Here is an 11,744-nt window from a genome sequence, read left to right on the forward strand (position 1 = left end):
ATCGGGCTTAGGCGTGACGCTGCGAAAAGTCCTGCATAAAGGCGATCAGCGCATCCACACCCTCTTCAGATACGGCATTATAGATACTCGCGCGCATGCCGCCGACTGAACGGTGTCCGGGAAGATTGAGTAAGCCCTGCTGCTCGGCTTCCAGAAGAAACTGCTTATCCAGATCAGCATTAGCAAGAATAAAAGGAACATTCATCCAGGAGCGCGCATTGATCGCCACCGGGTTGGAATAGAATGGATTACTGTCGATCGCCGCATAGAGCTTCTCCGCTTTACGACGGTTAAGCTCAGCGATCGCTTCAACACCGCCCTGAGCTTTAAGCCACTTAAACACCAGCCCCGCCAGATACCAGCCAAATGTTGGCGGCGTATTCAGCATAGAGTCGGCATCAGCGTTGACTTTATAATCATACAGCGCCGGTGTTAATGGCAGAGTATCCCCCAGCAGGTCGTCACGGATGATCACCACGGTCAGACCCGCAGGTCCGATATTTTTCTGTGCTCCCGCATAGATCATACCAAAACGGCTGACATCAATGGGACGTGACAAAATATTGGATGACATATCGGCTACCAGCGGCACACCACCAGTCTCAGGGATATAATCAAACTCGACACCCCGAATGGTTTCGTTAGGCGTGTAATGGACATAGGCAGCATCCGGATTGAGCTTCAGCTCATCTTGCGCCGGAGCACTGGTAAAGTTATTGCCTTCTGCCGTAGCAACTACATTTACGTCACAGTAACGGGATGCCTCTTTAATCGCTTTGATCGACCAGTCACCGGTATTGATATAGTCAGCAGTGGTTTTACCCCGCAGCAGGTTCATCGGGATCATGCTGAACTGGCTGCTCGCACCACCCTGCATAAACAGAACCTTATAGTTATCCGGGATATTCATCAGGTCGCGCAGATCCTGTTCAGCTTCAGCTGCAACAGCAACGAACTCATCGCTTCGGTGACTCATCTCCATGATGGAAAGTCCAAGACCATGCCAGTCAAGAAGCTCTTCCTGAGCCAGTTTGAGGACCTCTTCAGGCAGTGCAGAAGGACCCGCACTGAAATTATAATTACGTGTCATTTTGATAGATCTGCTACAAAGTTCGTAAAAAGGGTTTTAAAAAAGATCGTCGATAAGCGATCTTCTAAGTCATTCTGTAATGACTAATTTTCAAAACTGATTGCTGCAACTGACGACTACAATCAGCGCTTAAAACAAATTGCTTTTAAAAAGCAGCCTAAGACAAAAATGTGCGGTCTGAGCCGCACATTTATTTAGCCTCACCGTCAGGCGTCGGTGTCATCCTCGGGTGTCTCAGAAGAATCTGAGGCTGGCGCATCGGCTGAATCCTCTGGCAATTCGCCGTCGACCAGCGTTCCTTCTATCAGTTCGCCATCTATTAGCTCATCGTCCGACACTTCAGGTTCCTCTATTCGTGCAACGCCAACCAGATTTTCATCCGCAGCCACACGAATCACCCGAACCCCCTGAGTGTTACGACCCAGCACGGAAATCTCATCACCGCGGGTACGCACCAAGGTGCCCTGATCGCTGATCAGCATCACATCATCGCCTTCAAACATCTGCACCGCGCCGATCAGTTCACCGTTACGATCGGTACACTGCATTGCGATAACACCCTGACCACCACGACCATAGGTCGGGAAATCCTCAACCGCGGTCTGCTTACCAAAACCATTGATACTGGTGGTCAGAATACGGCCATTTTCCTGAGGAATAATCAGTGAGATAACCTTCGCACCTTTATTCAGTCGGATACCGCGAACACCGCGAGCTGTACGACCCATCGGACGAACATCATCTTCTGCGAAGCGGATTGATTTGCCCTGACTGGACACCAGCATCACCTCAGCGGTACCGTCGGTAATAGCAGCACCAATCAGCGTATCCCCTTCATCCAGTGCCAGCGCGATCAAACCGGTAGAGCGCGGACGGGAGAAGTTAACTAACGGCGTTTTCTTCACCGTACCGTCGGACGTTGCCATAAACACATAGTGCTCATCGGCATATTCATTCACGGTCAGGATAGTGGTGATGCGCTCACCCTCCTGCAACGGCAGAATATTGACAATCGGACGTCCTCTTGCCGCACGACTGGCTTGCGGAATCTCATACACCTTCAGCCAGTACACTTTACCCAGGTTGGTAAAGCAGAGAATCGTGTCATGGGTGCTGGCGATCAGCAGCTTCTCGATAAAGTCTTCATCTTTCACTGCAGTGGCAGACTTACCTTTACCACCCCGGCGCTGAGCCTGGTACATGGTCAGCGGCTGAGTCTTGGCATAACCACCGTGAGAGATGGTCACCACCATATCCTCTTCAGCGATCAGATCAGCGACAGTAAAGTCCTGCTGAGACGCGATGATATCGGTGCGACGCTCATCACCAAACTCTTCAACGATCTGTTCCAGCTCTTCACGGATAACTTCCATCAGCCGCTCAGGACTGTTCAGAATAGCCAGCAGCTCAGCAATACGCTCCAGCAGGTCGCGATATTCAGCGATCAGCTTGTCATGTTCCAAGCCCGTCAGGCGATGCAAACGCAACTCAAGGATCGCCTGAGCCTGCGCCGGTGACAGGTGATAAACACCGTCGTGCATGCCGTATTGTGCTTCAAGATCTTCCGGACGGCAGGCATTCTCACCTGCACGCTCCAACATCACAGTTACCTCACCGGGCTGCCATGATGTTTCAATCAGTCGTTCTTTAGCTTCTGCCGGTGTCGGAGAGCTCTTAATCATCTCGATAACGGCATCAATATTGGCCAGCGCAATCGCCAGACCTTCCAATATATGCCCCCGCTCACGTGCCTTGCGCAACAGGTACACCGTACGCCGGGTAACCACTTCACGACGGTGGCGAATGAAGCATTCGAGAATCGATTTCAGATCCAGTGTACGCGGCTGACCATCAACCAGCGCCACCATATTAATACCGAAGACATTCTGCAGCTGGGTCTGAATAAAGAGGTTGTTAACCACTACCTCAGAGACTTCGCCTTTACGCAGTTCGATAACGATGCGCATACCGTCCTTGTCGGACTCATCACGCAGTTCGGTAATCCCTTCAAGCTTCTTCTCTTTAACCAGCTCAGCGATCTTTTCAATCAGCCGCGCTTTGTTAACCTGATACGGGATCTCAGTAAAGATGATCGACTCTTTACCGTTTTTGTCATTGGTCTCGATATGATGCTTGGCACGCAGATAGATGCGGCCACGACCAGTCTGGTAGGCCTGCAGGATACCCGCACGACCATTGATGATCGCCCCGGTTGGGAAGTCAGGTGCCGGAATATATTCCATCAGACCATCGATGCCGAGATCCGGATCATCGATCAGCGCAATACAGCCACGCACAATCTCGCCGAGGTTATGCGGCGGAATATTGGTCGCCATACCGACCGCGATACCGGCAGAGCCATTCACCAGCAAGGTCGGAACCTTAGTCGGCATGACCGCTGGAATCTGTTCCGTGCCATCATAGTTGGGCACGAAATCAACGGTTTCTTTATCCAGATCGGCCAGCAATTCGTGCGAGATCTTCGCCATGCGGATCTCGGTATAACGCATCGCCGCAGCCGAATCACCATCGACTGAACCGAAGTTACCCTGACCATCAACAAGCATATAACGCATCGAAAATGGCTGGGCCATCCGTACGATGGTGTCATACACAGCACTATCACCATGAGGGTGATATTTACCGATGACGTCACCCACCACACGGGCAGATTTTTTGTACGGCTTATTCCAGTCGTTGCCCAGCTCACTCATGGCGAACAGCACCCGACGGTGTACCGGCTTAAGTCCATCCCGTACGTCTGGTAACGCACGCCCCACGATTACGCTCATCGCGTAATCCAGATATGACTGCTTCAGTTCATCTTCGATGTTAACTGGCAGAATCTCTCTGGCTAAATCACCCATAATAGCTCTGGCTATCCTTGAATCTGACTGCTGAGAATTAAGTGGTTAAACCCACCCTGAAAGCGGTAAACCATAAGCCCGCGAGTATACCATAAAGAAATTGCAATATTCTCGCAAAATTAAGACCTTGGACACCTGAATCAGGGTTCTGCGCAGTTCCCGATCAGACATTCTGTATTCGCCCCTTCAGCAGTGCTAGAATGGCGCAGAATTTTCACCCGACATCAGCCTTTGGCAGCAAATTATGACTGACACGCAGAACAACACCGGCGCAAATATCGACCCCCAGGAAATTGCTAAATTTGAAGAGCTGGCCAGCCGGTGGTGGGACCGTGAAAGCGAATTTAAACCACTGCACGACATCAACCCGCTACGGGTCGACTTTATCGATCGTATCGCGGCACTCAATGGCAAGTCAGTGCTGGATGTCGGCTGTGGCGGCGGCATTTTATCAGAAGCGATGGCTCACCGCGGCGCTGCAGTCACCGGTATAGACATGGGCGAAGCCCCCCTTAAAGTAGCTAAACTGCACGGTTTGGAAAGCGGCGTTAACGTCTCCTACCGCCAGGTGACCGTGGAACAACTGGCAACCGAACAACCGGCAAGCTTTGATATGGTGACCTGCATGGAGATGATGGAACATGTTCCCGACCCCTCCTCAATTGTGGATGCCTGCAGTCGGCTGGTAAAGCCAGGCGGTTTTGTCTTTTTCTCCACCCTGAACCGCAACCCTAAAAGCTACATGATGGCCATTATCGGGGCTGAACACCTGCTAAAACTGGTGCCCAAGGGCACTCACGATTTCAACAAGTTTATCCGCCCCTCCGAACTGGCCAGCTGGATACGCCAGAGCGGCTTACAGAGCGAGAAAATCACCGGGCTGACATACAACCCACTGAGCAAAACTTACAGGCTCAACGACAAAGATGTCGACGTGAATTATATGATCGCCACGCGGAAGCCTGACTGAGCGATGAATACTCTTCTGCCTGAGGCGGTACTGTTCGACCTGGATGGCACACTGCTCGACACTGCCCCGGATTTTCATCATGTGATTAATCTGCTTCTGGCCGAACACCAGCGCCGCCCTATCAGTTATGAGTTTATTCGCGGCTATGTTTCCAACGGGGCACGAGCCATGGTCAGTGCAGCCTTTCAGACAGATGAACAGGCCGATGGCTTTGACCTGCTACACCAACGGATGCTGGAACTCTACCTACAGCACCTGGATGTTAAGACCAAACCGTTCGCCGGCATTCCTGAACTACTCAGATGGCTGGGAGACAACCAGATCCCCTGGGGAATTGTCACCAACAAGCCGGAACTCTACACCACGCCGGTCATAGTAGGCCTCAACCTGCAACCCCCAGCCAGCACCGTAATTTGCCCGGATCACGTTAAAGAGAAAAAACCCCACCCGGAAGCGCTATTTCTGGCCTGTAGCGAACTCGGCAGTGCACCGGAACGTACTGTCTATATCGGCGACCACCGCAGAGATATTGAAGCAGGTCTGCGTGCTGGTATGCAAACCATTGCTGTCAGCTATGGCTACCTTGACGAAGGTGAAGACATTAATAGCTGGAACAGTCATTTTCAGGCAGATCACGCCAGCGAGATCCGCCCCATACTTGAAACACTTTATCGCCACAACTAAGCGATCAGACAGAGGAGCGGTCATGTACGAATATCAGGCACCGGAAAACTTACTGCAAGATAAAATCATCCTGGTTACCGGCGCCGGTAGCGGTATCGGACGGGCTGCTGCTCTGAGCTATGCCGCCCACGGCGCCACCGTTATCCTGCTGGGCCGCACCGAAGCAAAACTCGACGCGGTATACGATGAAATAGAAGCCGCAGGCTATCCTCAGGCCGCCATCATCACCCTGAATCTTGAGACCGCGAGCGAAACCGATTTTGACAACCTGGCTGCCACCCTGGAACAGGAGTTCGGCAGAATTGACGGCATTCTCCACAACGCCAGCCTCCTCGGCATTCGCACCCCGATTGAAAGCTACGACCCGATCGTCTGGCAGCAGGTCATGCAGGTTAACGTCAATAGCGCCTTTATGCTGACACAGGCCCTGCTCTCACTAACCAACGACTCAGAAGATGCTTCTATTATCTTTACCTCATCCGGTGTTGGCAGAACCGGCAAAGCCTTCTGGGGCGCCTATGCGGTCTCCAAATTCGCAACAGAGGGAATGATGCAGGTGCTGGCTGACGAACTGGAACACAACCCCAGCATCCGCGTTAATGCGATCAATCCCGGCGCCACCCGCACCGATATGCGCGCCAACGCCTACCCTGCAGAAAATCCGGAAGACAACCCGACTCCGGAACAAATTATGCCGCTTTACCTTTACCTGATGGGACGGGATAGCCGCGCCATCAATGGCCAGTCTCTGAACGCGCAGTAAACCCGTTAAAAACAACAACCATTCCTGCAAAAAAAACGCAGCCCTGTGAAGTGACTGCGTTTTTTCTACCCACTATTAAGCTATCCGCGACTGACTAGCGCTCAGACTTTTTAGGCCCCACCGACCGGCGTGTCTTCTGCCGTTTAGCCCGACGCACTGCAGTTTCCTGATCCTGAACCGACAGCGGCTTATTATGCTTCTGCTTCATATCCATCATACTGGAGAGCATATTGATCTCTTTCTGAGACAACTCCTTCCAGTGACCCGCTTTCACCTCACTCGGCAGGAAGAAGGGCCCGTAGCGCACCCGCTTTAGTCGGCTAACCTGAACTTCCTGAGATTCCCACAACCGTCGTACTTCGCGGTTACGCCCTTCCATAATACAGACGTGATACCACTTGTTAGCACCCTCTCCATTAAAGAACTGCACATCAGTAAAGCGCGCCATACCATCTTCCAGCAGCACGCCTTTCTTTAACCGGCCAATCATCGCTTCGTCAACATCACCCAGAATACGTACCGCATACTCACGATCAATATTGGCCGATGGATGCATCAGATTGTTCGCTAATTCACCATCCGTCGTGAACAGCAGCAAACCTGAAGTATTGATATCCAGACGACCTACCGCAATCCAACGCCCCTGCTTAAGCGGCGGCAGATGATCAAATACTGTTGACCGCCCTTCGGGGTCATGACGGGTAGCCACCTCACCCAACGGCTTGTTATAAATCAGCACCCGGCGCTCACTATCGCGCTCAAACACCATTTTCTGTGCCTGCCCGTCAACCTCAACCTCATCCCGAACTGAGATTCTGTCGCCGAGCGTTGCAACCTGACCGTTGACTAAAATACGGCCAGCTTCAATCCAACGTTCCATCTCACGACGTGAACCTAATCCGGAACGCGCCAAAACTTTCTGAAGTTTTTCGTCTATCACCGACGCATCCTCACATTAAGAAACCTGAAACAGGTTCCTGATAAATAAATAAACAAAAAAGCCCTTCGACGCTTCGCCGAAGAGCTTTTTAATCCTAACGGAAGCAACTTATTAAATTAAGAAGTCTTCCTTGGTTTTGCCTTTAGCGAATTCAGCCTGAAACGCAGCAGGCGTACGACCCCGACCAGACCACTGGTATACATCACCATTTTCATCGGTTACCTGATATTTAGGCGCAACCTTTTTCTTAACCGGAGCTTCAACCATGCTCATAAGATCATCAAGACCAATGCCAGCATCCAGCATACTCTGCTTAATGGCTTCAATTTTTTCTGAACGCTCACGCTCAACAGCGATCAGCTCCTCTTCCTGAGCCTGTTTTTCTTCCAGAATCTCAGTCAGATCTGCAATTGCCTTTTCGATATCAGCACTGGAAAGTTCATTACACTGTTTACGCAGTGAATTTTTACGGGTAAGAAGTTTTACAAAGTCGGTCATTATAAATCACCAATGAAAATAAGTTTGGGAACAAAAGAATTATTAATTAAGAAATACATTTTTTCAATAAAAAAACCATGCATATTTATTCAAAGTCTGACACATCACCCGCACCCCGACGAATAACGACCGGCACATCATCAACCAGGTTAATTACGCTGGTTGCTTCCATACCGCAATATCCACCATCAATGACAAGATCAACCTCATGCTGTAACAGATCCCTGATTTCATATGGATCAATCAGAGGAAGTTCCTCTCCCGGCATAATGAGCGAAGTGCTCATTATCGGCTCACCTAATGCTTCCATCAGCTGCAGCGCAATATTATTTTGCGGAATCCGAAGACCTATTGTACGCCGTTTAGGATGTAATAATCGACGAGGGACTTCAGTCGTAGCATTTAAAATGAAAGTATACGCGCCCGGAGTCATCGATTTTAACAAACGATAAACTGAATTATTCACTTTAGCATATGTGCCAATCTCTGAGAGATCACGACATACCAGAGTAAAATTATGTTTATCATCCAGTTTACGAATGCGCTTAATTTTCTCAACGGCCGACTTATCACCCAGATGACAGCCTAACGCATAAGCACAATCAGTAGGGTAAACAACAACCCCACCTTTTTTTATAATCTCAACAGCCTGACTAATCAGACGCGGCTGGGGATTTTCAGGATGGATCTGAAACAGCTGGCTCACAGGAAAATCTTCCACTAATTAATTAAATGCATTTTACTTAAAACTCAGTTAATGCTGAAGCAATTTAGAAAGCACATGGGGATTATTACTGCTATATCGTGGATATTTTCCAATTCCGGTCCAGTGAAACTGTCGTTTATGGAAATCACTCCCCGCAGACACCATCATTTTATGTTTTGATGCCAGTTTATCCAGTTGCAACAGATGTCCGGATTCCACCCCGGGATAGCTTATTTCAATCGCATCACCACCCTGCTGAGAAAAACCATCCACCAACAACCTTACTTTGGTAAAGGTCATATTATATTTTGTCGGATGCGCCAAAACAGCAATACCACCCGCCTGGTGAATAATATCTATTCCCTGCGTCATTGTAGGCCAGTCAACTTTTACATCACCAATTTTACCCGCACCTAAGAACCGACTAAATGCCTGTACCTCATTATTAACAATACCCGCTTCTACCATTGCCAGCGCAAAATGAGGGCGCCCTATCTGACCGTTTCCCGCCAATTCAACCACCCGGGGTAAAAGGTCCGGCATATTGCGTTTACACAGTTTTTCCGCAATCAGTCCTGCCCGCATCAGTCGCAGTGCATCAAGCTGCGTTAGATAGTCCGCTAAAGCCGGGTTGTTTTCATCAAAACCCAAGCCAATAATATGCACCATATTGCGCCCCCACTGACAGGTCAGTTCGGTTCCCGCAATCGCCTGGATACCATACTCAACCGCAGCCAACTTCAATTCACTAACCCCGGCCACAGTATCGTGGTCAGTAATCGCGAATACACCAACCCCTTTATCCGCTGCACCTTTAAGCAGCTCAGCAGGGGTCAGCTCACCATCGGAATAACAGGAATGACAATGGAGATCGCTGAAAGGCAATTCCTCACAGGTTTCGGGTTTATAACTTAACTGGCTCACTCTATAATCAACCCACTTCCTAATCAAAAAAAGTTGCTATGAAAATACTTCTCGATTTCTTACCCGTCATTATCTTCTTTATTGTTTATAAAAGCACCGATGATATTATTCTGGCAACCGCCGTGCTAATTCCCGCTACACTGCTACAGATGCTCTATACTTGGATCAAGACCCATAAGATAGAGAAAATGCAGCTGGTAACACTGTTACTGGTAGTTTCTCTTGGTGGCCTCACCATTGCCCTGAATGACGAATCATTTATCAAGTGGAAGCCCACCATCGTAAACTGGTTGTTTGCTCTGGCCTTCCTTGGAAGTCAGTTTATTGGCAAGAAGACCATTGTTGAACGTCTCATGAGCAGTGCAATTGAGCTGACAACCGATGTCTGGAGAAAACTGAACCTTGCCTGGGTTACTTTTTTTCTCATCATGGGTGCGGCCAATCTCGCCATCATAAAGCTCTATCCTGATAACAACGATCTGTGGGTCAACTTCAAGCTATTTGGCATACTCGGCCTTACGCTTATTTTTATTATCCTGCAGGGTGTCTATATTTCCAGACACATAAAACCCGAGCCGACAGAAAACAACAGTGAAAACTAAGGAAGACTACCGATGTTCTACGCCATCATCTGTGAAGACGCCCCCGGAACACTTGAACAACGAATGACTGCAAGGCCCGACCACCTTGCTCGTCTGGAGGTTCTTCGCGATGAGGGCCGACTATTAGTCGCCGGGCCTCACCCCGCGATTGATAGCGAAGACCCCGGTCCTGCAGGTTTTACAGGCAGCCTGATCATTGCTGAATTTGGCTCTCTGGCACAGGCTGAGTCCTGGGCTGATGAGGACCCCTATAAAAAAGCAGGGGTTTATCGACAAGTGATGGTAAAACCATACAAAAAAGTTTTACCATAGTGTCTCTTTTAGGCTTAAATGCCCTCTATCAGCCCACTCTGTTTAAGTTAGGTTCAGGTTGAACTGGTATAAATAGCCGACAAAAGAACGAAATTACAACATAAGGATGTATATGATGAAGAAACTTGCACTTTCAGCCGCTCTGGCTCTGACCATGGGAATTTCTGCAGTAGCTAATGCCCACCCAACCAACGCCGGTTATGCTACCAGCTCTAACGACACTGTTTGGAAAACCAGTTACGGCGAGTGCTGGGAGCACAGCTACTGGACTGCAGAGGACAAAACTGTTGAGTGTGGCGCTGAGCCTGTCGCAGCAGCACCCGCTCCGGCACCTGCACCAGCACCTGCTCCTACAATGGTCATGAAAATGGTTGATGCTCAAGAGAGCCACATTGTTTACTTCGACTTCGACAGCAGCAAAGTAACTGACGTTAGCGCTATCGTAAACTATGTGGGTTCCCTGGCTAAACTGAACTCTATCGAGCTGAAAGGCTACACTGACTCAATCGGCACCAACGCATACAACGATGCACTGTCTAAGCGTCGTGCTGAAGCTGTAAATACCGCGCTGGTTAACGCTGGCATCGAAACCAGCAAAGTAGTTTCTTACTCTTTCGGTGAAGCAAATCCAGTGAAGGTATGTACTGATGCAGGCGCATCACGCAAGGCTTGCCTGAGAGAGAACCGTCGCGTAGAAGTCTCTATCAGCGGTCAGAAGCAGGTCAAAGTTCAGCAATAAGAGCTTGAAAAGAGCTCCTAAAAACAGCTCAGCTCTAATATGAACTAGCATCAGTGCTTTATCTGCACTGCAGTAATAAAGCCTGATATAAACCGGTTACCGCACTATTCTCTTGAGCGATAACCGGTTTTTTTTATCTCTGAATACTTAAAATACTATGAATAATATCTCTTTCTCATACAGCTTCCTGATGAGCGTTTGCCGAAGCCAAACACAGGCCCCGGCCAACCGATGACCTCAAACAAAAAAGTATCCGGATGGTTTAGCTGGCTTCCTTTCGGCAACGTTGCCTCGATCTCACCTGAAAAAGCTGCCCGGCTGATTAATAACTACCTATTGATTGATGTCCGCACACAGATGGAGTTCGATAAAAGCCATATACCCGGTGCCATATCACTGCCACTTCAAAGCCTCAACACAGATCGAATCAACGAACTGCCCACAGATAAACCGGTCATCTGCATCTGCCTCTCTGCCCATCGCAGCAAACCGGCAACCCGCAAATTTATCAAAGCGGGTTTCGAAGCTCAGGAACTTGAAGGCGGGATGTTAGCCTGGTGGAAGCTTAAGCTACCGATTAAAGAGTAACCGTAACTCACTTTTCGCTATAAAAAACAAACGTCTACTTCAAGAGCACTACCTACCCCCT

13 protein-coding genes are annotated in these 11,744 nt (G+C 49.4%); 7 read left to right on the top strand and 6 right to left on the bottom strand.

All coding sequences use genetic code 11. The annotated features are described in order from the left end of the window. Positions 1-7 precede the first annotated feature (7 nt). Both serC and gyrA read right to left on the bottom strand, forming a co-directional pair. Positions 8-1,090, bottom strand: coding sequence for a 3-phosphoserine/phosphohydroxythreonine transaminase (gene serC, locus Q0499_RS09040; RefSeq protein ID WP_299198469.1), 1,083 nt, complete (start codon positions 1,088-1,090; stop codon positions 8-10). 206 nt (positions 1,091-1,296) lie between these two features. Then, positions 1,297-3,957: a DNA gyrase subunit A gene (gene gyrA, locus Q0499_RS09045; RefSeq protein ID WP_299198471.1), complete on the bottom strand. Its 2,661-nt coding sequence runs from the start codon at positions 3,955-3,957 to the stop codon at positions 1,297-1,299. A gap of 244 nt (positions 3,958-4,201) precedes the next feature. Between gyrA and ubiG the strand changes: the two genes are divergently transcribed. From ubiG to Q0499_RS09060, 3 genes are read left to right on the top strand one after another with little or no spacing between them, the layout of a single operon-like run. After that, a complete protein-coding gene (ubiG, locus tag Q0499_RS09050) occupies positions 4,202-4,927 on the top strand; it encodes a bifunctional 2-polyprenyl-6-hydroxyphenol methylase/3-demethylubiquinol 3-O-methyltransferase UbiG (RefSeq protein ID WP_299198473.1) in 726 nt (241 codons plus the stop codon). A gap of 3 nt (positions 4,928-4,930) precedes the next feature. Then, a complete protein-coding gene (locus tag Q0499_RS09055) occupies positions 4,931-5,611 on the top strand; it encodes an HAD-IA family hydrolase (protein WP_299198475.1) in 681 nt (226 codons plus the stop codon). Between the two features lie 22 nt (positions 5,612-5,633). Next, positions 5,634-6,374: a YciK family oxidoreductase gene (locus tag Q0499_RS09060; protein WP_299198477.1), complete on the top strand. Its 741-nt coding sequence runs from the start codon at positions 5,634-5,636 to the stop codon at positions 6,372-6,374. A 94-nt stretch (positions 6,375-6,468) separates the two neighbouring features. Here Q0499_RS09060 and rluB read toward each other — a convergent pair whose 3' ends face one another. The 4 genes from rluB to Q0499_RS09080 all read right to left on the bottom strand — a co-directional run bounded on the left by rluB (position 6,469) and on the right by Q0499_RS09080 (position 9,442). Then, positions 6,469-7,314 carry a 23S rRNA pseudouridine(2605) synthase RluB gene (gene rluB / locus Q0499_RS09065; RefSeq protein ID WP_299198479.1) on the bottom strand — a complete coding sequence of 282 codons (846 nt, stop codon included), beginning with the start codon at positions 7,312-7,314 and terminating at the stop codon, positions 6,469-6,471. A gap of 111 nt (positions 7,315-7,425) precedes the next feature. Continuing rightward, positions 7,426-7,812 (bottom strand): H-NS family nucleoid-associated regulatory protein, encoded by a 387-nt coding sequence (locus tag Q0499_RS09070; RefSeq protein WP_299198481.1) that lies wholly within the window; start codon positions 7,810-7,812, stop codon positions 7,426-7,428. An 85-nt stretch (positions 7,813-7,897) separates the two neighbouring features. Then, positions 7,898-8,518 carry an L-threonylcarbamoyladenylate synthase gene (locus tag Q0499_RS09075; RefSeq protein ID WP_299198483.1) on the bottom strand — a complete coding sequence of 207 codons (621 nt, stop codon included), beginning with the start codon at positions 8,516-8,518 and terminating at the stop codon, positions 7,898-7,900. 48 nt (positions 8,519-8,566) lie between these two features. Further along, positions 8,567-9,442, bottom strand: a complete 876-nt coding sequence (locus Q0499_RS09080) for a PHP domain-containing protein (RefSeq protein WP_299198485.1) — start codon at positions 9,440-9,442, stop codon at positions 8,567-8,569. 38 nt (positions 9,443-9,480) lie between these two features. Here Q0499_RS09080 and Q0499_RS09085 point away from each other — a divergent pair, with 38 nt between their 5' ends. From Q0499_RS09085 to Q0499_RS09100, 4 genes are all read left to right on the top strand, one after another. Next, on the top strand, positions 9,481-10,044 hold the full coding sequence (locus Q0499_RS09085) for a septation protein A (protein ID WP_299198490.1): 564 nt from the start codon (positions 9,481-9,483) through the stop codon (positions 10,042-10,044). Positions 10,045-10,056: 12 nt separating this feature from the next. Continuing rightward, entirely contained in the window at positions 10,057-10,356 is a 300-nt protein-coding gene (locus tag Q0499_RS09090) for a YciI family protein (RefSeq protein WP_299198492.1), read from the top strand. 112 nt (positions 10,357-10,468) lie between these two features. Then, positions 10,469-11,095: an OmpA family protein gene (locus Q0499_RS09095; protein ID WP_299198494.1), complete on the top strand. Its 627-nt coding sequence runs from the start codon at positions 10,469-10,471 to the stop codon at positions 11,093-11,095. Positions 11,096-11,326: 231 nt separating this feature from the next. After that, entirely contained in the window at positions 11,327-11,683 is a 357-nt protein-coding gene (locus Q0499_RS09100; protein ID WP_299198495.1) for a rhodanese-like domain-containing protein, read from the top strand. The last annotated feature ends 61 nt before the right edge of the window (positions 11,684-11,744 follow it).

Origin of the sequence: uncultured Amphritea sp. (assembly GCF_937127095.1) — a bacterium.
GTDB lineage: Bacteria > Pseudomonadota > Gammaproteobacteria > Pseudomonadales > Balneatricaceae > Amphritea.

Coding starts and splice junctions, on each gene's coding strand:
- ubiG (WP_299198473.1), top strand. CDS start 4,202: ATGACTGACACGCAGAACAACACCGGCGCAAATATCGACCCCCAGGAA.
- Q0499_RS09095 (WP_299198494.1), top strand. CDS start 10,469: ATGATGAAGAAACTTGCACTTTCAGCCGCTCTGGCTCTGACCATGGGA.
- Q0499_RS09060 (WP_299198477.1), top strand. CDS start 5,634: ATGTACGAATATCAGGCACCGGAAAACTTACTGCAAGATAAAATCATC.
- gyrA (WP_299198471.1), bottom strand. CDS start 3,957: ATGGGTGATTTAGCCAGAGAGATTCTGCCAGTTAACATCGAAGATGAA.
- Q0499_RS09100 (WP_299198495.1), top strand. CDS start 11,327: ATGACCTCAAACAAAAAAGTATCCGGATGGTTTAGCTGGCTTCCTTTC.
- Q0499_RS09070 (WP_299198481.1), bottom strand. CDS start 7,812: ATGACCGACTTTGTAAAACTTCTTACCCGTAAAAATTCACTGCGTAAA.
- Q0499_RS09085 (WP_299198490.1), top strand. CDS start 9,481: ATGAAAATACTTCTCGATTTCTTACCCGTCATTATCTTCTTTATTGTT.
- Q0499_RS09090 (WP_299198492.1), top strand. CDS start 10,057: ATGTTCTACGCCATCATCTGTGAAGACGCCCCCGGAACACTTGAACAA.
- serC (WP_299198469.1), bottom strand. CDS start 1,090: ATGACACGTAATTATAATTTCAGTGCGGGTCCTTCTGCACTGCCTGAA.
- Q0499_RS09055 (WP_299198475.1), top strand. CDS start 4,931: ATGAATACTCTTCTGCCTGAGGCGGTACTGTTCGACCTGGATGGCACA.